Origin of the sequence: Pseudomonas anatoliensis (assembly GCF_017976235.1) — a bacterium.
Taxonomy (GTDB): Bacteria; Pseudomonadota; Gammaproteobacteria; order Pseudomonadales; family Pseudomonadaceae; genus Aquipseudomonas; species Aquipseudomonas anatoliensis.
Window position 1 is genome coordinate 270,556 of record NZ_JACVHC010000007.1, and the last position, 22,936, is coordinate 293,491.

Sequence of the window (22,936 nt, forward strand, 5' to 3'; positions counted from 1 at the left end):
ATGAAGCCCGAGCACATGAAGCTGCTCCGGGATAAGCGTTGGCGGTTGAACAATCTCTACTTCATCACCGACAAGCAGGGTAAGAAAACCCGCTTCCGGATGACGGACGAGCAGATTGAATACTTCGATGGGATGCACACGCGAAACATCATCCTGAAGGCTCGTCAGCTCGGCTTCACCACTGAGTGCTGCATCATCCAACTCGACGCCGCACTGTTCGAGTCGGCCAAGTGCGCACTGATCGCCCATACCCTGAACGACGCCAAACGCCTGTTCCGGGAGAAGGTGAAGTACGCCTACGACAATCTGCCGAAAGAGATCCGCGCCGCGAACCCTGCGAGCAACGATGCCGCCGGCGAGCTGGTGTTCAGCAAGGGCGGTTCGCTCTATGTCAGCACCTCATTCCGGGGCGGCACGCTGCGTTACCTGCACGTCTCCGAGTTCGGGAAGATCTGCGCCAAGTTTCCGCACAAGGCGCGCGAAATCGTCACCGGCGCATTTGAGGCGGTGGCCACCGATTGCTTCGTCACGATTGAATCGACAGCGGAAGGCCGGGCTGGCTACTTCTTCGACTACTCGCAAACTGCCGAGAAGCAACTGCTCTCCGGCACGCCGCTGGGCAAGCTGGACTGGAAGTTTTTCTTCTTCAGTTGGTGGAAGAACAAGGCCTACTGGCTCGACCCGACCGACGCGGTTATCCCGCAGCGCCTGACCGACTACTTCAACGAGTTGTTCGCCAAGCACGGCATCGAGACCAATCCTGGTCAGCGCGCCTGGTACGCAGCCAAGGAGAAGACGCTCGGCGACGACATGAAACGGGAATACCCGTCTCTGCCGGCCGAAGCGTTCCAGCAGTCGATTGAGGGCGCTTATTACGCCAAGCAGTTCACCAAGCTATACGCCTCTCAGCGCATTGGCGCGCTGCCCGACAATAGTCATTTGCCGGTACACACGATTTGGGATATCGGCGTCGGCGACTCCACGGCCATCTGGTTTGTTCGGATCGTTGGCGAGGAATACCACGTCATCGACTTCTACGAGAACAGCGGGGAAGGTCTTCGGCATTACATGAAGGTGCTCAAGGATCGCAAGTACACATACGGCGATCACTGGGGCCCCCACGACATCGATAACCGTGAATTCGGCAGCGACGGCAAGACCCGGCGCGAACTGGCCCGAGAGGGCTACGAGATCGACGGGCAAAAATACAGCCTCAAGTTCAGCGTTGTTCCAAAGCTCGGTATCGACGAAGGCATTGAGCAGGTTCGGGAGATTCTTCCGGCCTGTGCCTTCGATGAGTCCAAATGCGAACTGGGTATTTCCTGCCTGGAGAACTACCGAAAGGAGTGGGACGACAAGCGCGGCTGCTGGAAAGACAAACCACTTCACGACTGGTCATCGCACGGCGCGGACGCCTTCCGCTACTTCGCTGTCTCGATGGGCCGACGCAAACGCACAGGCGGAACACGCCGAATTGGAGGCTTGGCCTGATGCCAGTGCAATCGACAAACCCCGACTACGACGCGCACATCGCCGAGTGGGAGATGATGGACGACGCCCTCGAAGGCGAATGTGCCGTCAAGCGCAACGACCGCAACCTGCCCAAGCCGAGCGGCATGGTTGAAGCCGAGAAGCTCGACGGTACCGGCAACAAATACCTCTACGAGAACTACACGAACCGGGCTCAGTACGAACACTGGGTGCGTGACTCGCTGCGTTCGATGATGGGCCTAGTCTCGCGACTGATCCCGGAAATTGAACTGCCCGCCGGCCTGAAGGGGCTGGAGGACAATGCCACGGCGGACGGCTTCGGCCTGAAGCAGCTGTTCTTCCGCATGGTGCGCCAGGCGGTCTCGCACGGTCGGGTGCCGCTGGTGGTGAACATCGATGATCGCGGCGAGCCGTACTTCTCGACGTATGCCACGCGCAACGCGATCAACTGGGATACCGCTGATCAAGGTGGGCGGCAGGATCTGGTTCTTTCGGTGTTCCGCGAGTTCCGCAAGAAGGGCGGCGATCGCTACAGCCACGACTGCGACACGGTTTTCCGTGAGTTCTTCATGAAAGACACTGTCTGCCACACCGCAGTGCGTAATGAGGGGGGCGAGCTCGTCGAGGATGAGAAGCCTTTGGGCACTACCGGCACAGACAACCGGCTGGTCAGAGGCCTGACCTACCTGCCGGTGATCTACTGCGGTTCTACCGACAACTCGCCGGACGTCGACGAGGTGCCTCTACTGACCATGGCGCGCGCCGCGTTGAAGTCGTACCAGCTGAGTGCTGACTACTTCACCGCGCTGCACCAGACCAGTCACCCTCAACCGTGGGTGTCCGGACTTGATGAGTCTGTAGAGCTCAGCGTGACCGGGCCATCAGCTGCTTGGGATCTTGGCCCGAATGGCGAGTGCGGTTACCTGGAGTTCCAAGGTGCCGGCATTGAAGCGGTCCACAAGGCCATGGAGGACCAGAAAAACGCCGCGCTTGAAGCCGGCGCTAAGGTCATGGACGTGGGCGGCACCGAGTCGGGCGAGGCCCGCAAGACCCGCCAAAACGACCAGCACGCCACACTACACAGCATCGTCATTACGGTGGCCGAGGCGGTAGAGCAGGGTCTGCGATACGCCGCTGAGTGGAAGGGGTACGACCCCACGCAGGTCAAGTTCAAGGTGAACCCTGAGTTCGTAACGCCTGAGGTGAGCGCCCAGGTTCTTGCCGAACTGCTCAAGGGCGTGATGGCTGGGACGATCAGCGCCGACACCTACTGGCAGTACCTCACCACCGGCAAGTTGCCGGATCGCCCCTACGAAGACGAAGCCGACCTGATCAGCGATGAGCGCGAGTCGGCCGGCATCAACTTGGACAAAGACGATGCCAACGACAAACCTGGCGCAGGCGGACAGCCAACTGCTGGAGCAGACGACGCGCCACTCGGTAATGCTGGAGCGGCTTAAGGCCGGCGAGGTCAAAAAATTCGAGAAGTACCTGCGCCAGATTGACAAGCTGGTGCGCGAGCAGTTGACCCGCAAGGAGCTGACTACCTACAGCCGGGACCGTCTTGAACAGTTTCTGGCCCGAGTGGACGGCAAGCTGCTGGAGATCTACAAGGCCTATGGTGATCTGGTGCAGGCCGATCTAGTCGATATCGCACTGTACGAGTCGACCTTCGAGGCCAACAGCCTGAGCAATGCGCTGTCCATCGACGCTGTGGTGCCGAGCAATACGGTCATTCGCGCGGCGGTGTTTTCTTATCCGCTGCAGGTGAAAGGCATCGACGGCGGCAAGCTGCTGAAGAGTTTCGTCAGCGGCTGGACGCGCACGGAGACGATGCGTGTGACGAACACAATAAGGCTCGGCTTCGGCCAGGGCCAGACGAACGCCCAAATCATTCAGGCGATTCGCGGTACCGCCGCGCAGAACTTCACGGATGGCATCTTGGCGGTGAGCAATCGCAACGCTGCATCCGTGGTGCAGACGGCAATCCAGCACGTGGCCACGACGGCACGAATGGAGACGCTGAAAGCCAATAGCGACGTGGTGCTGGGCTACCGCTGGGTGTCGACGCTCGATCGCAAGACATCGCAGCAGTGCAAGGGCCTAGATGGGATGCGTTTCGACCTGGGCAAAGGCCCGCTGCCGCCGGCGCACATCAACTGCCGGTCAACCACAGTGCCGACGACGCGGCTTTCGGAGCTGTTCGCCAAGGACGCCACGCGCGCTTCGGTGGGCGACAACGGCGGAGCACAGGTAGATGCGAGCCTGAACTATTACGAGTGGCTGGCGACGCAGCCGGCGAGCTTTCAGGATCATGCGCTGGGCCCTGTGCGAGCCAAGTTGTTCCGGGATGGCGGCCTGACACCTGAGAAGTTTGCCAAGTTGCAGCTCGACAAGTCGTTCAAGCCGCTGACGCTGGCGCAACTGAAAGCTGCTGAGCCGGACATGTTCATCCGCGCAGGCGTTACACTCGGCGCTCAACCAGGTTGAGATAGCACATGCAGATCATCGTTGAGGACGGGAAGGGCAGACCGGACGCGAATAGCTTCGTGCCGCTGGAGAAGCTGACCTTCTACCGCGACTACTACGGGTTCCGCATACCTGAAGCAGAAGCCGATCAGGTCGAGTTGCTGCTGCGCGCTGCAGCCGATATCAACGCTCGCCAGTGGAAAGGCAACAAGGCCAATCCCAAGCAGGCTATGGCCTGGCCACGGCGTGACTGCAAGATCGAATACCAGACGCTCTCCGAGACATTCGTGCCCTTTGAGCTTGAGTGGGGCCAGGTGCGGCTGGCGGTCGAGCTGTACGCCGACGAGCAGGGCTTCCAGATCAAAGAGCCAACTCACTGCACTGAGCCAAACGGCCGGCGTACGCGGTTGAACCGCGATACGCCCGGATTGCGCATGCGCCCGCCGCCATATGCGCCGAGCAGGACTCAATTCGCCGATTACCTAGTGATGCGCGGACTGTGGGTAGTCCCATCACCTAGAGGATGAGCAAATGATCTGGTATAAAGAATAAAACAAGGAGAGTTTTATGCTTAGAACATTTGAAATGTCTGTAGTGTTTCTGTTTGGTTGTTTAATCGGGGCTGCTGTATTTTGGTATTTTTCCGGCTCCGGTGCTTCCGCTGTAAATATAACCGCTTCTGGTAACGTAGGAGATTGGGTTTCAGCATTAGCCTCCTTTAGCGCCGCAGCTGTCGCTCTGTGGTTAGCATTGAATCAACGGTCTCGCGATCGTGCGATATGTAAGTTTCACCAGCAATTTGCTAACTGTTGCTGGAAGCTTACCCTGATATCGGAGGGTTTAGTCCCTGCGACGGTAATAGGCGTTTATCTTGCGCGGGCCGATACCAAGGATTTGGATCTTTTGCAGTTCAACAGGCCAGGCTCTGCTAATTTAAAAAACATCACCAGAGGGAGCGCAGAAAATATAGTCGATATCGACTCTACTGGCTTTCAGAGCCTTTTATACGAGTGGGGTGCACCCTACCTCGAAAAGCTAAAGCAGGATGGAGATTCGCCCGCCGATTATGAGGCAATTGCAGTTAATGAATCTTACTTTGAAAAGTTCCAGCTGATTTCAAACGAGACATTATTCATTAAGGTTGTAACTCTTCATAAAGATTACAAGATTAAAGCGCCAAAGCATCTCGTTGGCGATTTAGTCGCGAGGCTATCAAACGATCTGCGTGAGAAGAGATTCCAGGAAATAAGAAATCACACGGGGAGAGACCACCGCTCGTGATTTGATGGCCAGCTCAAGTCCCTGTAGAGGGGCTTTCTGAAAATTGTTAATCGTTTACGACCTCGGCCATGCCGGGGTTTTTTTATGCCCGTCAGGCGGGCCAACCAAATCCCCAGGGGACACCCATGCCATTTGAATTTGACCCGGCCGCCGCTGGCCTCACCCTCGACGCAACTCAGACCGCGGCCCTCCAGGAGGCGCTTGGCGGAAAGGTTCAGGAGTATCTGGACAAGGAAGTAAACGGGCTTAAGTCCAAGAACCAGGAATTGCTAGGTTCTAACCGGACCATCAAGACCGAACTGGACAAGCTGAAAGGTCAGTTTGAGGGCCTGGATATCGAAGCGGTAAAAAGCTTGCTCAACAAGGTCGGCCAGGACGAAGAAACGAAGCTGATTGCCGAGGGAAAGCTCGACGAGGTGATCAACCGCCGCACCGAGCGCCTGCGGACTGACTCCGATAAGCAAATCAAAGCCGCCAATGAGCGCGCCGACAAGGCCCAAGCCTTCGCCGCCAAGTACAGCGACAAAGTCCTTGCCGACTCCATCCGCGCTGCTGCCATCAAGGCCGGCGCGCTCCCTGAGGCTGCCGAGGACATCATCCTGCGCGCCCGGGGCACTTTCAAACTCAGCGAAGACGGCGAGGCGATCGCCACCGACCGTGACGGCGAGGTCGTTTACGGGAAGGACGGGAAAACCCCGCTGTCGCCGCTCGAATGGGCGGAATCGCTGCGTGAGACAGCAACACACCTGTGGCCAAGGGCTCAGGGCGCCGGACAGGTCGGCGATCAAGGTGGCAAGGCCACGAAAAAGTGGGGCGAGTACACGGAAACCGAGCGCGCTGCGATCGCCCGTGACAACCCCGAGCTCTTCAAGAAAATCCAGGCCACCAAAGGAACCTAATTTATGGCAACTACCCAACTGACCGACATCTTCGTCGGCGACTACTACGCCTCCCTGGCGCCGGTTAACAGCCCGGAAAAGACTGCTGTATACGAGTCGGGCATCGTGACTCGCTCGCCTGTACTAGACGCGATCGCGTCCGGCAGTCAGGGCACCGCGGAGATCAGCTACTGGCAGGATCTCAACGCTGATGAAGCTCCGAACATCAGCAACGATGACCCGAATGACCAAGGTGAAGTCGGCAAGGTCGAGCAGGACAGCATGCGTGCCCGTGTCCTTTACCTCAACAAAGGCTACGGCGTAACCGATCTGACAGCGGAGCTGGCCAACAACGAGCCACAGCAGCAGATCCGGAACCGCTTCGGCACCTACTGGACCCGTCAGTGGCAGCGCTACACCCTGGGTGCCGCTCGCGGCATCATCGCCTCGAACATCGCCAGTAACGGCGGTGACATGGTCATCGACGCGGGCGCGACCATCAACGCCAATGCCTTTCAGGATGCCGCGTTCACTGCGGGCGATGCCGCTGACCAATTCGGCGCGATCGGCGTGCACTCGGTCGTGATGAACCAGATGGTCAAGCAAGACTTGATCGAGTACCTGCGTGACTCCGACGGCAAGATCATCCTGGCTACCTACCTCGGCAAGCCAGTGTTCATGGACGACGCCCTGGTGTATGGCGCGGGCAAGTATCTGTCCGTGTTCTTCGGCCAAGGCGCTTTCGGCTACGGCGAGGGCACGCCGAAGGTGCCGGTCGAGCTGGAGCGTAAGCCAGGTGGTGGCAACGGTGGCGGTGCGGAAGTGTTGTGGGAGCGGAAGACCTACATCCTCCAGCCTGCTGGCTTCAGCTGGAAGGGCTCCGAGGCTCAGAACCTCAGCCCGACCGCGACCCAGTATGCCGCTGCTGCGAACTGGGAACGCGTGTTCAGCCGCAAGCAGGTCCCATTCGCCGCCGTCATCAGCGGTACCACCACGCCGTAATCCGGCCTTCACTTGCCCTGGCGTCCGCAAGGGCGCCGGGCTGCATTGAGGTGAATCATGAAAGTTATCTACACGGACAAACCGGGCAAAGAGCGCGGCGTGTGCTACCGCCTGCTGAGCGAATTCTTCGGCGTTATCGGCACAGCTACCGAGGTGGTCGTCGATGGTGACGCGCCCGAGATTTATGATGCCTACGAAGCAGCGGGCATCAAAGTCTCGGACGGCAAGGAGCCAGAAAACGCCGAAACCGACCCTCTGAAAATGAAGGTCCCCGAGCTGAAAGACTGGCTGACGGAGAAGGGCATCACCTTCGACCCGACTGCCAAGAAAGAAGACCTGCAGGCTCTGGTGCCAGCGGAATAAGGACGAGCAAATGACCGACTTCATCACCGTTGCGGATGTTGATGCCTTGCTAGGTCCTGGCTGGGCTGGCACCGGTGATCCGGTCCTTGCCGTGACCATGGCCAACGCCTGGCTCACGGCCAAGATTAAGCGGGTTGTTCCCGATCCAGTTCCGACCGAGATCAAAACAGCCGGCGCCCAGGTCGCCAAAGAGGCGTCTACGGGCAAGTTGTACACGGCCACGCAGAAGGAAGTGCAGAGCAAAACAGTTTCGGCTCAGCCCGGCACCTCCGTGAGCAAGACCTACGTGGCCGGATCTACTGATCAGTCGGCGGGTGTGAACTTCGCCCTGGCGCTGCTGGAACCTTGGATCAAGCGCTCCGGCGTGATGATGCTGAAAAGGATCTGATCATGGGTATGCGCGAAGAGATTCAGGCCGAAATGGCCGAGGCGTTCGACGATCCTGATGGTTTGGCTGACGCGGTCAAACCGGTGACCGGTGTGCGGAAGGTCGCGGGCGAGTACGACCCGGATCTGGGCGGCGAGACGCCGGACACCACCGTTACGTACATAGGGCGCGGTGTTCTGGGTAGCTACCTGTCCAAAGAAATCGACGGCTCGCTCATCCAGACCACCGACAAAAAGCTGCTGGTGCTGCAAAACGAACTCTTCGTGTCCGAGGAGGGTGGTCCGACGGCGGTTCCGGCTATCCCTGCCATCGGCGATATCGTCAACGGGCTGCGTGTGATGAACGTGTCTGCCGACCCTGCTGATGCAGCGTGGACCGCGCAGTTGAGGAAGTGAAAAACAATATGAAGCTGATAGCTTTCATTTAGATTTTTCGGTTTCTTACTCAATCTGCACGTGATTCTAAAAGGCTAATAACTAAGCATTTCGTCCAGCTGGTCAAGTGTTTCTGGGTTCACCTTTCCATCCCTGAGTTCTTGCTCAAGCACAATTAGAAGCTCGATGGTTTCGTCAGACAGTTCCAGGTCAGAGGGCATTTTGCCTGTTGCAAACTTTGTTACCCATTCGGGGTGAGATTCTCTACAACTAGCCGCAACGGCATCCCGGAGATTTTTTACGCTCTTAGTAAGATCTTTGCGGTTGGCCGTGTCGGCTTGTACTTGCTTCCTTGCATTCTCGATATTTTTAGCCGCCTGTTCACCAAATTTCAGTCCGGTGCTTGGAATGCTAGATCGTTGTGTATGCGGCTTTTTCATAGAGAGGATTTCCTTATGCGGTGGTTCTATGAGGGGTTAGCTAAATTAGCTCTACGAATTATCAGTCGAGGCCCGAGAAAGCTCAATCTGCTCGACAAATCGATCTTGTATAAGCTGCAGGTGCGTTCATGAGCCGGGCTGGCGCCGGTCAATCCGGCAGCTTCGCCCTGAGCCTGGTCGAGTTCGCGGCCCAGACCAGCGAAGCCATCGACGCAAGCGTGCGCGAGATCATCATCGAAGTCGGCAGCAGCCTGATCCGCATGTCTCCCGTGGGTAACCCGGAGATCTGGGCACAGAACGCTATCGCAACACAGTACAACAAGGCCGTCGACGACCACAACGCAGCGCTGCGTAGCGATCCGGCCAACTTGACTAAGAGCGGCAGGCTCAAGAAGGGGCGCAAGCTCAACGACGGCATGGATATCGCTGCCCCGGAAGGCTACGTCGGCGGCCGGTTCCGTGCGAACTGGCACATCTCGCTCGGCGTAGTCGAGAACGTCACCTTTGACGAGGTAGACCCGAGCGGCGCCGAAACCACTGCCGCGCTGGTCGCCGGAATGAGCGACTTCACCGCCGGCCAGATCGCTTACATCATCAACAACTTGCCCTATGCGATTCCTCTGGAGTTCGGCCATTCCACTCAGGCCCCCGGCGGCATGCTTCGGGTAACCATGGCTCGCTTCCAGCAGATCGTTCAGGAGGCCATCAGGAACAATCAGGTATGAGTCACGCACGCGCCCGTCAGGCCATAGAAACGAAGCTGGCCGCATGGTCGGCTGCGCGTCCGATACGAGTGGCCTACTCGAATCAGCCATTTACACCGGGTCCATCTGAAACCTATCTGCGGGCCTTCCAGCTACCAGCCAGCACCACCTGCCGTTATCTCGGCGGGGACGCCTACGAGTACACCGGCGTTTATCAGATCAGCATCATCTGTCCATCTGCCCAGGCCATGGCTACCGCAGAGACTCTTGTTGAAGAGCTGACACGGCTCTTTCGCGTGGACACGCCACTGGCCCGCAACGGGTTCGATGGACTCATCACTGAGCCGGTAGATCAGGGGCCAACCATCACAGAGTCGGCGACCTACACGGTCCCGGCCAGCTTCACCTACGCAGGTGTCGCAGACCAACCGCCCGCTGGGGCATAACCTACCGCCGTCAGGCGGGCATTCAAGAGGAAACACACCATGGCCGCACGCTTTCCGCTGCCGAACGGCGCTGTGCTGGAGATTGCCAGCATTATGGGATCCGCCGTCGCTTTCACCGCCCTGACCAATGCGAAGCCGCCGGTCGCTGCTTCTGTAGGGCACAGCATCGAAAACGGCGATGTTTTGCTGGTCGACTCCGGTTGGGCGCTGATCAATGACCGCGCAGTAAAGGCGTCCGGCGTTACCGCCGATGCATTTGCGTTGGCCGGTCTCAATACCACCAACACCGACAAATTCACGGTAGGTGCAGGGTCTGGCTCCGTGATCCCGGTGTCCGGATGGACGCAGATCTCGAAAGTCACTTCTTTCACATCCTCTGGCGGCGAGCAGCAATATCAAACTGTCGGCTATCTGGAAGATGACGACGACAAGCAATTTCCAACCAACCGAAACCCGACCACGATCACTATCGTGGTGGAGGATCAGCCGACCGCTCAATACGTCGAGACTGTCGAAGGCTTCGATGACACCAAAGAGCTGGCCGTCGTGCGCATGAAGTTGCGCAATGGCGATCAAATCCTCTACCCAGGCTATGTGAGCATCACTCCTGATCCGACGATGGAGCGAAACAACGTCATGACGCGAACCATCAGTATCGGGCTTTCGGCTCGCTCGCTCCGTTACCTCGCCGGCGCATAAGGATTTCCCATGGCAAAGATCAGGATCGCTCAGAACCCTACGTTCAAGGCTCTCGTGCACATACCCATCGTTGGGTGTGAGCCCGAGGCAATCGAGTTCACCTTCAAGTATCGCGATCGCCCGGCTCTCGCCGCGCTGTTCGACGAGTGGAACCTCAAGGCGAAAGAAATGCGCGAGGGATTCGGGGAAGGCACCACATTGTCGGATGTCGTTGCTGCCGAAACCGAGTATCAGGTGCAGCAGATCAAGGATCTGGTCGCGGGCTGGGGCTTCGATGACAAGTTCGACGACAAGAGCATCCTCGCCCTTGTGAAGTCATGCCAAGGAACTGCTGAAGCGGTGGTGAATGCCTACCAGAGCGCATTCAATCAGGCCCGGCTGGGAAACTGAGGGCGGCAGCCGCAGCGTTGTACGAAAGCGGACCATCTGCTGAGCAGTTGGCAATCCTCGGGCTGACGGCTGCCGATTTGTCCGGTGACGACGTAGAGGTCTGGCCATGCAACTGGCCGGCCTTCCTCCTGTTCAACCGAATGTCCACGCAGTGGCGGGTCGGCGCCGGTGGCGCAATCGGCCTCGATTACAACTGCATTCGCGACGTCGCCGAATTCCTCGGCATCAAGAAACAGAAACTCGCTGAAATCTTTCCTGACCTTCAAGTGCTGGAAGGCGAAGCCCTGCGCGTCATGGCGGATGAAAGGGAAAACAGCCCGTAATCACGGGCACTTATTCAAGGTGAGTCGATGAACATTGCAGAACTCGGCGTCAAGATCGACTCGGCCGATGCGATCGAGGCCAAAACGAGCCTGGATGAGATGGCGAAGGCCGGCGGCCGGGCCGAGCAGTCCGCCGTTTCGCTGATGAACGAAATGCAGGCGCTGGAGAAGTCGCTCTCTACCAGCGCCAAGACTACGCAGGAGCTTGCCAACCAACGCGATGCGTTGGCGAAGCTGACCAAAACTGGCGCCTATGGCGAGGCTGAGGCCGCGAAGATCTCGGCGCAGCTCGACAAGCAGCAGGTCGCTCTGGCCAAGTCGGCCATGGATGAACAGAAGGCACTGAACAGCCTGCTGGGCGCCATTGACCCGGCTCGCGCTGCGCTGGCGAAGCTTGATACCCAGGTGGAGCAATTGGGCAAGCACCTGGATGCCGGTCGGATCAGTCAGGACGAGTACAACACCGCCCTGAGCAAGATCGACAAGGACTACGACAAGCTCAACAGAACCACCACCGGTTTCGACAAATTGCGACTCGGCACGCGCCAGGCGCAGGAAAACGTCGTGCAACTGGGGAATGCGCTGTCTTCGGGAGACTGGGGTAGCGGCGTTCGCGCAGTCGCACAATTGGGCGCTGGTGCAGGTGAGGGTGCGGCGGGACTGCTTGCCATTCTTGGCCCGCTTGCGCTGGCCACCGCTGCCGTGGGTGGACTGGCATACGCTTTTTACAAGGGCAGCGAGGAGCAGGACAGCTACAACAAATCGCTGATTCTTACCGGCAACTACGCCGGCGTGAGTGCTGGACAGCTTGGCGACATGGCGCGCCAAGTGAGCGCCACAGTTGGTACCACCGGCCAAGCGGCTGAAGTTCTGTCGCTGCTGGCGGGCAACGGCAAGATCGCCGGCGAGAGTTTCACCGGCATCACGCAGGCCGCCGTGTCGATGCAGGAAGCAACCGGCAAGGCCGTTAGCGAGACTGTCGCCGAGTTCTCCAAGCTCGCAGACGACCCGGTGAAGGCGTCTGCCGCGCTGAATGAGCAGTATCACTACCTTACTGCTTCGGTTTACTCGCAAATCACCGCGCTGGAGAAGCAGGGCGATCATGCTGGCGCTGTGAAGCTGGCAACCGAATCTTTCGCCGACGCAATCAACGAGCGCACCCCGCGCATCCTGGAAAACCTGAGTTTCTGGGAGAAGGGCTACAACGCTGTTGCTCGGGCTGCTGATGGCTTGAAGAATATTGGGCGTAGCGATATCGGCGCCGATATCGAGCAAGCTCAACGAGACTTGGCGGGCGCTCAGGCAGGCAATGTCGGCCTGTTCCAGAACAAGCAGGAGATGATTGATCTCTACCAGAATCGTCTCAACATGCTTGAGGACCAGAAGGCTGCGGAAGCCGATATCGCCAAATGGGAGGGCGAGCAGGCGAAAGCCCAAGGGGCTGCTGTTTCGTCGATGGCGAAGATTGACGCTCTTACCAAATCCGCATGGACGAATGAGCAGAAGCGCACCGAGGCGATCAAGGATTACAAGCGGCAGCTCGAAGACATCCGCAAGGTCGCACCAAACGACCCGCGACTGCATCAGGCGGCGATCGACAAGAATCTGGCGAATATCAATGACCAGTTCAAAGATGCGAAAACGGCAGGCACTCAGGTCGATCTGACCGGCTTCAACAACGCCAAGAATAACTTGGCAGCCATCAGCGAAGAGTACAAAAACGCCCAGAAGGAACTGGACGCCGCGCAGAAGGCCGGACTCGTTTCTCAAGCCGACTATGCCCTGAAACGCGAAGCGCTGATCGGCAACGAGCGCGACGAAGTGACCGCAGCCTACGAGGCTGAGATCTCCGCGCTAGAAGCCGCGAAGGCGAAAAAGACCACCTCTGCCGCCCAAAGCATCCAGCTTGATCAGAAGATCGCCGATGCGCGCGCCGGCATGGTCAAAGCGCAGAAGGACGCGGACACCCAGCTCGAGGTTCTTGCCTCGAACGAGACCGGCCGTCTCGCCCGACAAGAGCGTGCGATCACGACCTACGTTCAGGCGTTGGCTCAGCAGCAGCGAGCGCTGGAACTGGCAGGGCAGCGAGCCGTTCTCGGCGTCGGGCAGGGCGATCGCCAGAAAGCACTCAACAATGAGCTGAACAGCCAGCAGGATCGGTTCGCACAGCAGTCGCTGGAGCTGGCAAATCAGAAGTCCGACCCGTCGCGGAATATGTCGGAGGAGGAGTTCGCCCGTAAGTCGCAGGCTCTCGCCGATGCGAACAAGGCCGCAACCGATCAGATCCGGCAGAACTACGCCGATGTCGAGAAAGCTCAAGGGGACTGGACCAAGGGCGCAACGTCGGCTTGGGCCAATTACCTTGATTCGGCGAGCAACATCGCCGGCCAGACAAAGACCCTGTTCGGCAAAGCCTTCAGCTCGATGGAAGACGCTGTCGTCAACTTCGCTATGACCGGGAAGTTGTCGTTTGCGGATTTCACCAAGTCGATTCTGGCGGACATGGCACGGATCGCGACCCGTCAGGCCAGTTCTGCGTTGCTTAGCAGCCTCGTCGGCGCTGCCACCAGTTACTTCACTGGCGGTGGTGGCGGTAATGGGCTGGCGGCTAGATCAGCAGGTGCGACGTCGTCGAACCTCGGGGCGTCCTCGGCGGGTTACTCCAGCAGCTATTTCCCGCAGGCGCTCGGTGGTGCCTGGTCGTCGGGCGTGCAAATGTTTGCCAATGGCGGCGCCTTCACCAACAGCATCGTCAGCACGCCGACCGCCTTCGGGATGGCCGGCGGCCGGGCGGGCGTCATGGGGGAGTCAGGACCGGAGGCAATCATGCCGTTGACCCGGACTTCCAGCGGCAAGCTTGGTGTTCTCGCGGCCGGCGGTGGCTCCGGGACTGCAATCAGCATCAGCGCACCGGTAACGGTGGTGACGCAGGATCGAGGCTCCGAAGGGATGCAGATCGACCAGCAGGCACTGTCGAGAAACCTGCAATCGCAAATGCAGGCCGTGGCCGAGAAAGCCGTCGCTGACTCTTGGCGCGCGGGCGGTACCAGCTTCCGAAATGCAAATGGGAGGGCCTGATGGCCATCGAGAAATTCACTTGGTCAACCGAGCGTGGGGAAGCGCCCGATATCAATTATCGGGTGCGCACCTCAAAGTTCGGCGGTGGCTACGCGCAGACTGTTGGCGACGGACCAAATAACAAAGAAGACTCATACCCGATCACCTGCTCAGGCCGGAAGGCCAAGGTACTGGAGATCATGGCGTTCCTTGACCGTCATGCAGGAGCGAAGGCGTTTCTGTGGACATCGCCTCTCGGCGAGCTCGGTCTCTTCACCTGCAAAAATCCCGCTCCCACTCCAATGGGCGGCGGCGTCTTTAAGCTCACCGCCACTTTCGAGCGGGCTTTTCATCCATAAGGGGGCAACCATGCCGCTGATCAGTGACATCCAGGTGCTTGAGCCTGGCAGCGAAGTGCTGCTCTTTGAATTGGACGGCACGGAATACGGTGCGGACGTGCTGCGCTTTCATGGGCACGCGATTCCGCATACGCCGGCCGAACTGATTGCGGCCGGCGCCGATGCCGACCAACTACCGGCGAAGGCGATCTACTGGCAGGGCAACGAGTACAGCGCTTGGCCAATGCAGATCGACGGCATCGAGGCAAACGGCGACGGGACTGCGGTTCGGCCCACTCTATCGGTGGGCAACGTCAACGGGCGCATCACTGCTCTCTGTCTGGCGTTCGAGGATTTGCTTGAGTTCAAGCTGACCATGCGTCACACGCTAGGCACCTACTTGGACGCAGTGAACTTCCCAGGCGGCAACCCGACGGCAGACCCAACCCAAGAGACGATCGAGGTCTGGTACATCGACCAGAAAACGAACGAGGACGGGGGGACGGTCAGCTGGGAGCTGGCCAGCCCTGGCGACGTCGGCAACGAGTCAATCGGTCGACAGGCCACAACCCTTTGCCATTGGTGTCTCACCGGCGGCTATCGCGGGCCGAACTGCGGCTACACCGGCCCGTACGTCACGAAAGACGGCGTCATCACCGATAACCCTGAACTGGACCAATGCGACGCCACGCTGGGCAAGGGTTGCATCCCACGTTTCGGCGAAGGCAACCCGCTGCCGTTCGGTGGATTTCCCGCAGTTTCTCTCATTGCCCGGAGCTGACATGCGCAAACACATTTTGAACGCGATCCAGGCGCACGCGCGGCAATGCTATCCCGCAGAATCGTGCGGTCTGCTGCTGGCCGTGGGCCGCAAACAGCAGTATTACCCGTGCCGCAACGTCTCGACCGAGCCGAACGAAGAATTCCGGATCGATCCCGAGCAATACGCAGCGGCCGAGGACGTCGGCGAGGTGATCGGTGTGGTGCACTCGCATCCGGACGCGACCAGCCGGCCGTCACCGCGCGACCTGGCCATGTGCGAAGCGACCGCGTTGCCCTGGCACATCCTGAGCTGGCCCGAAGGCGATTTGCGAACGGTCATGCCGTCCGGTGAAGTGCCGTTGCTGAAACGCCCCTTCGTGCACGGCGCCTGGGACTGCTGGCAGGTCTGTGCAGACTGGTACAAACGCGAGTGGGGGCTGGAGTTCGAAGCCTTCAAGCGCGCCGATGGCTGGTGGGAGAGCAAGGACAGCGCCAGTTTGTACGAGGCGAACTACGAGGCGGCCGGCTTCTATCGAGTCGACCAGCCGCAGCGCGGCGACATGATCGTGATGGAAGTGGGACGCACGGTTTACCCGAACCACGCCGGGATCTTCCTCGGCTCTGATCCTGCGCTGCCTGGCGAGGATGCCGCTACGTTCGGCCCCGGGCCGTTCCTGCTGCATCACCTATACGGAAGACCGTCAGAGGTCATTGTCTTCGGCGGGCCGTGGTGGGAGAAAACAAGAATAATTCTACGCCACCGAAACGCCTTATAATGTCAATGCGCGGCTAGACCGGCCAGTTGAAAAGCACTTACCTCAGTGCCTGCCGCGCTCCCATCTGAGGTATCGAATAGAGGTGTTCGATATGCCGGCAAAATTAGAGTTGAGCGGCAAAAGGTTTGGCAGGCTCGTAGTCATTGCCGAGACGGCAAGAACCGGAAACTCAAGCAAATGGACGTGCTTGTGCGATTGCGGGGTGCGAATCGACGTGATTACTCCTAGCTTAAGAAACGGTAACACTTCTTCTTGCGGATGCATTCGACGAGAAATGCTATCAAAAAGAAATTCCGACTCAGCCCCTCACAAGGTAAAAAAGAATCCGCTGTATAAAACCTGGTCGTCAATGAGGGCGAGGTGCGAGAACCCAAATGATATCGAATATGCCAATTATGGGGGCAGGGGGATTCAGGTTTGTGATCGCTGGGCGGATTTTTTGAGTTTCGTCGAAGATATGGGCGATAGGCCGGCCGGTATGACGCTTGATCGTCGCGACGTAAATGGCAATTACGAAAAAGATAATTGCCGGTGGGCAACTGGTAGCGAGCAATGCAGAAACAAGCGAAACAACAGAATCGTCGAGCACCTTGGCGAGACTCTGTGTATCGCCGAATGGGCCGATCGGACAGGCATTAATAAAACAACCCTGAATGATCGTCTGAATGCCGGATGGACAACGTCCGAGGCGCTGACGATAAGGCCCGGGGAAAGAAAGTCCGCGGCTCGGCAAGCTCCAGCGCTCAATGCTACATTGCCAGCTTTCCCACAGGAGTGACCTGAGATGCGTGCCCATTCAGCTCAACGCAAATCTTCGCTCTCAGCTTGGGCATCGGAGCAGTCAAACAGCTCAAGAAGCATCTGATCATGGGTCTTCTGAGAAACTGAGTAGAGCATGCATCGGTCTAGAAGGATTGTCTTCATGCTGCGAGCCGAGCCCATGTGTTTGGGGTCGACTGAGATCGTCGCAGTCTTGCCGCTCCGGGTATCGGTGACTTGCAGGTTGTAACGTGCAATCAAACCGTCATCACGTTTGATGTGACCAAGGCATTTGAAGGTGAGGGCTGCTTCGGGCACATTTTTCTCCAAGTGGATGTAGGGTCTGCGTCAAAGTATCTTCTCTAAAGTACCGACATCAGTATTTACGCGAACATATCCTTTACTCTCGTACCAGCAGGCTAATTCTTCGTGAGTTCGTTCGCTCCAATCAAGAGATCTAGCGTCTAATCTGATCTTTGTATTACCAAGTTCAGCCGCAATACCCTCCGCTTGTGACAAGAGCCAGTTCCCGATACCCCGTTTTCTGAAATTACTCAGTACGAAGATCTCGTGGATGAAGCCCTCGGGATGTCCCCAATCTTCGTAGATTAGGAGCCCTGCTTCTGCGTCACCTGAAAGCGCAATGAAGTCGTGAGTCTTCGGACTTGAGCCCTTGTGGTAGCGCTCTTGAAGCGCGGCGCTGTAGATTTCTTGTTGAATACTGATTTCCTTTAATTCGAACATACCTTGTCCTAGTGCGGGCGGGGGGCAAGAGGCTACTATCCGAGAACGGCGGGGTGTTACTGAGGATTCGTACAGGCCGTGATATCGTTATGCATTTAACATTGGAAGCAAACGATGAAGGTGACGAGTTGGGAAGGCTGGGAGCCTGAATGGCTCAAATTGACAGAGCATTTTCAAAATGCTCCGTCATTGCCGGGTGTCTACATTATCTGTACCTGCAAGAACATTCAGCGGGCAGTGGGCAGTGATGAATATGGTGTTTTGACCATCGGCGAGTCAGACAACCTACGGCGCCGTCTAAGCGCCTTCATGCGTTGCGCTAGTCACTCTGGCAAGGCCGGTCATATGGCGGGCTGGAGATTCAATTACTTTTCCTTTGAAAAAGTTTTTCCACTTGAGACGCTGTGGGTCAGTTGGTTCCCGACTGCGAATAAGGCTGCTGCTTACGCAAAGGAGGGAGAAATGCTCGCACTCTATCTGGCTGAGCATTTCGAACTGCCGCCTCTTAATTACAAGTTCAACTGGCCGAAACTGGAAGCCTGAGAGCGCTGGCCTTACAGCGCGTCCTTTCCCACAGGAGTGACCTGCATGAAATTGATCGTAGGAGCTGTTTTGTCCATGGCGTTGGTCGGGTGTCTCGACCAGAGCAAGCGGCCAGAAGGGCTTGTTAACGCAACGAAGCAGGCAGAAGGAATCGTGATAGCTGCCAAATCCCCTGATGCAGCTGTTAAGTCGTGGTGGGCAGTCAGAGACGCGGGCATAGCCCTTGATCGTGAGGCTTGTTATGAATTCGAGAAGATGAAAAGCCCTACGATCAAGAAACTAAAAGCACTGGCTTCGAAAGATCTCCTAGTCCCGGAAGTATGCATCGTCGACGATCCATTGTCGTTTGACCGAAAAATCACCAAGGTTGAAATTGAGTCTGATACTAGATCAGTGGTCATGGCGGTGATTAAAAACTCCACCCCTCCGGACCCTGGAGCAGAATTTGACGATAGCGATAGAGAGGCCAAAGAGTCTGGGGAGAAATACCGGTATACGCTTGAGCGGAAAGACACATCAGGCAACTGGCAAATCTCAAGGATTGAGAATTTCCCCTCCTATGCTCGGGATTGGGAAGATGCATATACAGAGCCTAAACCATCAATCAACCGGTACGTTTACGATCAGTACCAGTAATTAAGGGAGTGACCTGCATGAAATTGATCGTAGGAGCGCTGACGGTAGCGCTGTTGGCGGGGCGTTACTAAGGATTTCTACAGTCTTAAAAAAGGCGGCAGAACCTAGACTACTCTTGGAGTACAGCAGGCGGCGGATCAAGAGGCTCGAGCAGCATCTAGTTGTTTGACGCCCGCGTTGTTCTGTAGAACATGCACCGGTCTAGAAGGCAGCCGCGGTGATAGATGCTCGGTAAGTTGAAGCTGGCTGGGTTGCTACTTACGATCAAAAGGTTTTTTTATGCTCAAGTCGATCAAGGCAGGTTGAAATCAAACCGGAAGGCCGCTGGGTTCGTGAGCGCAACAGTGGGATTATTTATGTGCCAAACGGTCGTAGGGTGTCTGTTGTCCGCGTGCAACACATACCCGTCGGGCCTTGCATGACCGTTTGCAGGCACGAAATTTACAGTGGCCGATAGGATGATATGAACGTGTACCTTGGCCTGGTTGTCATTGCGCAGCACGCCGACACCATGGTCGAGACAGATTTCCAAGCCGAAGGTCAGCTCCCTTGGCGTTGGTCCGCTGGTGGTGATGCTGAAACGGCCTGGAAGGACACCCGGAGTGAAGGTCGTATTGCTGGCGCCCAAGGTTTCGTGGAAGTCGCCGTGCTTGTTATATTTGTGAATCAAGCGGCCGTTGTAGAACACATACGCGGTGTTACGTCCGATACCTCCAACAGGCTCATTAAAATAACCAGCGACAACCATGTCATCTATTTTTTCTTGGTGAAGCTTCGGGTCTCTACCGTCGAAAGCCCCCACCGTCCCTGGAAAGGCATTCGCGTACCGTTCCACGGCCTCCTGCGCTTTTTGGGGGCGGCTCTTCGTTTTGAGTTGACCGGCGTTCAATTTGCCTGCTCCGTGCTGAAGTTTTGCCCCCGTCCGCGCAAGTGGTTTATCCCAAGCGACCGTGCCAGGAATGATGATCCAGCGTGGGAAATGTTGGCTAATCCGGCTTAAATCTTCGAGCAACCTGGTTTTCATCGCTTCATTAAGATATCGGTCGTTGACTGCTCGGTGGATACCGCCTTGCACAGGTGAGCAGAACAGGTACTCCGGTGCTATCAGCAAACCCTTTGGGTCCAAATCGTCTAGCGCAGCGTATGCTTCCACCTGTTGTAGAGCCTGAACCAGCAAATTCAGCCGGTCAGGCAAGCTCAACTGTTGTTGAGCAAATGTATCGATGTGCATCGCACACGCCAAGAGTGATTTTTGGACCATCGGATGTTGCCTCCATGGACTTTAACGGCGCTGCCTGTGTGGGTTTCGAGGTTACGTAAGCAGCTCGTCAAGTCGTTTGCCAATACGGCTTCCAAGCCGTTCGGATAATCTGCTAAAACCGAAAACAACAAAAAGTAGGGCTGTGTTGTAGCATCTCTCGAATTTCTTCTTGCAATTTTGGAAATTTAATCAGGTTTTTTGTACTCTAGGCTCCAAGCTTAGCCTTTAACGGATCACTGTCCACCCGACGTCGAGGGCTGTTGTGCGCGCAAAATGGGCGGACACCATCGCTTTTAATGCTGGGGTTCAGAAAGTGTGTTCGCCGAGCACTTACTGATATCTCTAAAAGGAAACGATATGACGCTGATCGTTGATCGTAGGGCGATGTGGGGCTGAGGGCTGCACCTGATTGTCATCGGGGTTGTAAATGGAGCTATTTCGCTTGAACGAACTCTTTTTTCGAGCACAATTGCGTAGCTTCGATGAAGCTCGAATTGGTGGATTTCGAATACAATCTCACGTTGACTAGGTCGTCCACCAAACGCCCAGAAATAGAGGGCGTGACGGCTGTTTTTCGTAACTTTAACGCACTGAATCTAAGCAGCTTCGGTGGCGAACTAACCCAATTCATGGACCTCGTCGTGACTCGCATCGACGATGGTCTGGATAGAATCCGGCACGAATTGAGGAATATTGAGGAAGTAGAAAAATTTCGTTCTATTTTTTCACCGTCAGCGTGCGAGACCACAAGGAGTAAATATGCGGATTTTTATAGGAGCGTTGGCGGTAGTGCTGTTGGCGGGGTGTGCGACTTCTCCAACGCCTTCCAGTGAAGCCAAGCAGGCGCCGGTCAGTCAGCTGTCGGCATATCAGGCGAAACCATTAGGGGCATACGGGACACTGCAAGTGATCCGAGACTCTGGGCAGACCGGGAGCCTTTGCGCGATGGCGGTTTTTATCAATGGCAAACAGGCTGCCAAGCTCGAGCCGGGTCAGAAGGCATCGTTCTACCTGCCGCCTGATTCGGTTTCAGTCGGCGCGGCTTACACCGGCTCTGGCATTTGCTCCATGGGCGCGGCCCGAGTGGAGCGGGAAGCGATCGTGAAAGACGGTGCAGTCAAGAAATACCGAGTTTTCACCGGAGGCGATGGGCAGATCGACATACTGCCCACGACTCTCTGAACAGACCGCCTCCGGGCGGTTTTTTATTGCCTGGAGAATGGCATGTGCTCAGCAATTACCTACACGCCAATGACGAAAGTCATGTTGTCCGGCTCGCTTGCAAAGAAGTTTTTTCGAAGCAAGCCTTTCCTTCTAGACGGCGGATCGGCCGTGGAGGTGTTCCGTGCGCTCAATGCGACCATTGATGGTTTCGCCGAGGAAATTAAACGACTGGAGCGCCTTGGACTGAAGTTTGCGATCTTCCGGAATCGCGCAAACATCGGAATGGACGGATTCGATCTCGGCGGTACACGGGAAATCCGCATTGTTCCAGTGATTGGTGGCAGTAAGCGTGCTGGGGGGTTACAGACCATTATCGGCACAGTGATGATCGCCGCAGCCTATGTACTGTCATTCACTCCGTTTGCAGCCGCATCGCCGTTTTTGTATGCGGCCGGCGCGTCCATGGCGATCGGCGGCGTCATTCAAATGCTCAGCCCCCAGGCCTCAGGCCTGAAGCAAAGTGCATCCCCTGAAAACTCACCGTCTTACGCATTCGGCAGCGCCAAGAACACCACAGCCAGCGGCAACCCGGTACCAATCTGCATCGGAGAGCGCCGGTGGGGCGGGATGATCATTTCGGCCTCAATTTACGCAGAAGATAAAATGTAGCACCATCCATTTTTTTGCTGTTTTGGAGCGAGCAATGAATGGTAAGCAGGGATGGTTAAGCAAAATCGCAAACATGCCATATAAATGGTTTGAGGAGTTAGTGCTCCCAGGTGAAGAGGACGGTGTTAAGAAGCTTTATCGGGTTTTCATATTTGCATTGGCGGTTATTTTTGTAACGTTTTTTTTCGATATTTCGATTGCTTTCTATAAAAGAGAGAGCGGTTTTGATCATGGTGTGTTCGGGGATTTTTTTGGTGGGGTTACAAATCCGATTTTGACATTTTTTGCGTTCGTTGGACTTTTGATAACAATAACTATACAGCGAGTTGAGCTGAAAGAGTCGCGTGCGGAGCTGGCTAAGTCAGCTGCAGCGCTGGAGTTGCAATCGGAGTATTTTAGGTTGCAAAATGCGGTGGCTACATTCTATAAAATGGTTGATACCCATATATCTACTCTCAGTGCGATTGACTTGGTGGATAAAGATCATCATGTCACAAGAGGGCGTGATTGCATGAGAGTCTTCTGTCATAGGCTCACTCAGCATTTTAAAAATTGTACTCAACCACCTGCTTCTGGAATTGGACAAGTAAAAGGTAATTTTATAAGTGTTCTTCCTTCTCGAGACAGTCCAAAAGGTGCCGTTTCTGCTTTCATGAGTTTTTGGGAGAAAGATGGAGAAGAGCTTCAGCAGTATATGGCTGGAATACATATCTCTCTTTCGTACATAGATGGGTCTTTAAACGGTGAGGATTTGTATGTCGGGATGTACAAGTCTTTATTTTCTGACTCCGAGAGGGTTTTGGTGTTCTATTATGCAATAGCGGTCGGTAACGTAGATTTTAGAGAGCTTTTGGTAAAATACTCTTTTTGTACCGGTATTCCCCAGCATAAATTGCTTAATCAAATTCATGTTCTTGGGCTGCCATTATTGTCACTGTAATTGAAACTAAAAAAACCGCTTCGGCGGTTTTTTTATGCC

Annotated in this window: 30 protein-coding genes; 25 read left to right on the plus strand and 5 right to left on the minus strand. The window is 56.4% G+C overall.

Annotation, left to right across the window (positions count from 1 at the left end; translation table 11 throughout):
* The 10 genes from ICA16_RS22900 to ICA16_RS22945 all read left to right on the plus strand — a co-directional run bounded on the left by ICA16_RS22900 (position 1) and on the right by ICA16_RS22945 (position 8,267).
* Complete coding sequence (locus ICA16_RS22900) at positions 1-1,491, plus strand: terminase large subunit (protein ID WP_210701669.1); 1,491 nt, start codon at positions 1-3, stop codon at positions 1,489-1,491.
* Entirely contained in the window at positions 1,491-2,951 is a 1,461-nt protein-coding gene (locus ICA16_RS22905; RefSeq protein ID WP_210701670.1) for a DUF4055 domain-containing protein, read from the plus strand. The genes ICA16_RS22900 and ICA16_RS22905 overlap by 1 nt, the downstream gene beginning before the upstream one ends.
* A complete protein-coding gene (locus ICA16_RS22910; protein ID WP_210701671.1) occupies positions 2,869-3,981 on the plus strand; it encodes a minor capsid protein in 1,113 nt (370 codons plus the stop codon). Before ICA16_RS22905 ends, ICA16_RS22910 begins: the two co-directional genes overlap by 83 nt.
* A gap of 8 nt (positions 3,982-3,989) precedes the next feature.
* Entirely contained in the window at positions 3,990-4,487 is a 498-nt protein-coding gene (locus ICA16_RS22915; protein WP_210701672.1) for a DnaT-like ssDNA-binding protein, read from the plus strand.
* 40 nt (positions 4,488-4,527) lie between these two features.
* Positions 4,528-5,241 (plus strand): hypothetical protein, encoded by a 714-nt coding sequence (locus ICA16_RS22920; protein ID WP_210701673.1) that lies wholly within the window; start codon positions 4,528-4,530, stop codon positions 5,239-5,241.
* Between the two features lie 125 nt (positions 5,242-5,366).
* Positions 5,367-6,140, plus strand: coding sequence for a hypothetical protein (locus tag ICA16_RS22925; protein ID WP_210701674.1), 774 nt, complete (start codon positions 5,367-5,369; stop codon positions 6,138-6,140).
* A 3-nt stretch (positions 6,141-6,143) separates the two neighbouring features.
* Positions 6,144-7,121: a major capsid protein gene (locus ICA16_RS22930; protein ID WP_210701675.1), complete on the plus strand. Its 978-nt coding sequence runs from the start codon at positions 6,144-6,146 to the stop codon at positions 7,119-7,121.
* A 57-nt stretch (positions 7,122-7,178) separates the two neighbouring features.
* Positions 7,179-7,484: a HeH/LEM domain-containing protein gene (locus tag ICA16_RS22935; protein WP_210701676.1), complete on the plus strand. Its 306-nt coding sequence runs from the start codon at positions 7,179-7,181 to the stop codon at positions 7,482-7,484.
* Between the two features lie 10 nt (positions 7,485-7,494).
* Positions 7,495-7,872, plus strand: coding sequence for a hypothetical protein (locus ICA16_RS22940; protein ID WP_210701677.1), 378 nt, complete (start codon positions 7,495-7,497; stop codon positions 7,870-7,872).
* A 2-nt stretch (positions 7,873-7,874) separates the two neighbouring features.
* Entirely contained in the window at positions 7,875-8,267 is a 393-nt protein-coding gene (locus tag ICA16_RS22945; protein ID WP_210701678.1) for a hypothetical protein, read from the plus strand.
* A 74-nt stretch (positions 8,268-8,341) separates the two neighbouring features.
* Here the strand turns inward: ICA16_RS22945 and ICA16_RS22950 are convergent, their stop codons facing one another.
* The gene (locus ICA16_RS22950) at positions 8,342-8,686 is read right to left on the minus strand and encodes a hypothetical protein (protein WP_210701679.1); all 345 of its coding nucleotides are present in this window, start codon (positions 8,684-8,686) and stop codon (positions 8,342-8,344) included.
* A gap of 128 nt (positions 8,687-8,814) precedes the next feature.
* Here ICA16_RS22950 and ICA16_RS22955 point away from each other — a divergent pair, with 128 nt between their 5' ends.
* The 9 genes from ICA16_RS22955 to ICA16_RS22995 are packed head-to-tail and all read left to right on the plus strand — an operon-like array spanning position 8,815 to position 16,181.
* Complete coding sequence (locus ICA16_RS22955) at positions 8,815-9,411, plus strand: hypothetical protein (RefSeq protein ID WP_210701680.1); 597 nt, start codon at positions 8,815-8,817, stop codon at positions 9,409-9,411.
* Positions 9,408-9,836 carry a phage tail terminator-like protein gene (locus tag ICA16_RS22960; protein ID WP_210701681.1) on the plus strand — a complete coding sequence of 143 codons (429 nt, stop codon included), beginning with the start codon at positions 9,408-9,410 and terminating at the stop codon, positions 9,834-9,836. Before ICA16_RS22955 ends, ICA16_RS22960 begins: the two co-directional genes overlap by 4 nt.
* 39 nt (positions 9,837-9,875) lie before the next feature.
* Positions 9,876-10,535, plus strand: a complete 660-nt coding sequence (locus ICA16_RS22965) for a phage tail protein (RefSeq protein WP_210701682.1) — start codon at positions 9,876-9,878, stop codon at positions 10,533-10,535.
* A gap of 9 nt (positions 10,536-10,544) precedes the next feature.
* Entirely contained in the window at positions 10,545-10,925 is a 381-nt protein-coding gene (locus ICA16_RS22970; protein ID WP_210701683.1) for a phage tail assembly chaperone, read from the plus strand.
* A 53-nt stretch (positions 10,926-10,978) separates the two neighbouring features.
* On the plus strand, positions 10,979-11,248 hold the full coding sequence (locus ICA16_RS22975; RefSeq protein WP_210701779.1) for a DUF1799 domain-containing protein: 270 nt from the start codon (positions 10,979-10,981) through the stop codon (positions 11,246-11,248).
* 27 nt (positions 11,249-11,275) lie between these two features.
* The gene (locus ICA16_RS22980) at positions 11,276-14,326 is read left to right on the plus strand and encodes a phage tail tape measure protein (RefSeq protein WP_210701684.1); all 3,051 of its coding nucleotides are present in this window, start codon (positions 11,276-11,278) and stop codon (positions 14,324-14,326) included.
* The gene (locus ICA16_RS22985) at positions 14,326-14,664 is read left to right on the plus strand and encodes a phage tail protein (RefSeq protein ID WP_210701685.1); all 339 of its coding nucleotides are present in this window, start codon (positions 14,326-14,328) and stop codon (positions 14,662-14,664) included. Before ICA16_RS22980 ends, ICA16_RS22985 begins: the two co-directional genes overlap by 1 nt.
* Positions 14,665-14,674: 10 nt before the next feature.
* Complete coding sequence (locus ICA16_RS22990) at positions 14,675-15,424, plus strand: phage minor tail protein L (RefSeq protein WP_210701686.1); 750 nt, start codon at positions 14,675-14,677, stop codon at positions 15,422-15,424.
* 1 nt (position 15,425) lies between these two features.
* Complete coding sequence (locus tag ICA16_RS22995; RefSeq protein ID WP_210701687.1) at positions 15,426-16,181, plus strand: C40 family peptidase; 756 nt, start codon at positions 15,426-15,428, stop codon at positions 16,179-16,181.
* 346 nt (positions 16,182-16,527) lie between these two features.
* Here the strand turns inward: ICA16_RS22995 and ICA16_RS23000 are convergent, their stop codons facing one another.
* From ICA16_RS23000 to ICA16_RS23010, 3 genes are read right to left on the minus strand one after another with little or no spacing between them, the layout of a single operon-like run.
* Complete coding sequence (locus ICA16_RS23000) at positions 16,528-16,977, minus strand: hypothetical protein (protein WP_210701689.1); 450 nt, start codon at positions 16,975-16,977, stop codon at positions 16,528-16,530.
* Between the two features lie 5 nt (positions 16,978-16,982).
* Positions 16,983-17,258, minus strand: a complete 276-nt coding sequence (locus ICA16_RS23005; protein WP_210701690.1) for a hypothetical protein — start codon at positions 17,256-17,258, stop codon at positions 16,983-16,985.
* Positions 17,259-17,288: 30 nt separating this feature from the next.
* The gene (locus ICA16_RS23010) at positions 17,289-17,684 is read right to left on the minus strand and encodes a GNAT family N-acetyltransferase (protein WP_210701692.1); all 396 of its coding nucleotides are present in this window, start codon (positions 17,682-17,684) and stop codon (positions 17,289-17,291) included.
* A gap of 114 nt (positions 17,685-17,798) precedes the next feature.
* Between ICA16_RS23010 and ICA16_RS23015 the strand changes: the two genes are divergently transcribed.
* Both ICA16_RS23015 and ICA16_RS23020 read left to right on the plus strand, forming a co-directional pair.
* Complete coding sequence (locus tag ICA16_RS23015) at positions 17,799-18,227, plus strand: GIY-YIG nuclease family protein (protein WP_210701694.1); 429 nt, start codon at positions 17,799-17,801, stop codon at positions 18,225-18,227.
* Between the two features lie 45 nt (positions 18,228-18,272).
* Positions 18,273-18,863 carry a hypothetical protein gene (locus ICA16_RS23020; RefSeq protein ID WP_210701695.1) on the plus strand — a complete coding sequence of 197 codons (591 nt, stop codon included), beginning with the start codon at positions 18,273-18,275 and terminating at the stop codon, positions 18,861-18,863.
* Between the two features lie 292 nt (positions 18,864-19,155).
* Here the strand turns inward: ICA16_RS23020 and ICA16_RS23025 are convergent, their stop codons facing one another.
* Complete coding sequence (locus ICA16_RS23025) at positions 19,156-20,094, minus strand: carbon-nitrogen hydrolase family protein (RefSeq protein WP_210701697.1); 939 nt, start codon at positions 20,092-20,094, stop codon at positions 19,156-19,158.
* 512 nt (positions 20,095-20,606) lie between these two features.
* On the opposite strand from ICA16_RS23025, the gene ICA16_RS23030 reads away from it, so the two are divergent.
* From ICA16_RS23030 to ICA16_RS23045, 4 genes are all read left to right on the plus strand, one after another.
* A complete protein-coding gene (locus ICA16_RS23030) occupies positions 20,607-20,957 on the plus strand; it encodes a hypothetical protein (protein WP_228734216.1) in 351 nt (116 codons plus the stop codon).
* 112 nt (positions 20,958-21,069) lie between these two features.
* The gene (locus tag ICA16_RS28250) at positions 21,070-21,306 is read left to right on the plus strand and encodes a hypothetical protein (protein ID WP_228734217.1); all 237 of its coding nucleotides are present in this window, start codon (positions 21,070-21,072) and stop codon (positions 21,304-21,306) included.
* A gap of 42 nt (positions 21,307-21,348) precedes the next feature.
* Positions 21,349-21,957, plus strand: coding sequence for a tail assembly protein (locus ICA16_RS23040; protein ID WP_210701699.1), 609 nt, complete (start codon positions 21,349-21,351; stop codon positions 21,955-21,957).
* A 34-nt stretch (positions 21,958-21,991) separates the two neighbouring features.
* Positions 21,992-22,897 (plus strand): hypothetical protein, encoded by a 906-nt coding sequence (locus ICA16_RS23045; RefSeq protein WP_210701700.1) that lies wholly within the window; start codon positions 21,992-21,994, stop codon positions 22,895-22,897.
* Positions 22,898-22,936: the final 39 nt, after the last annotated feature.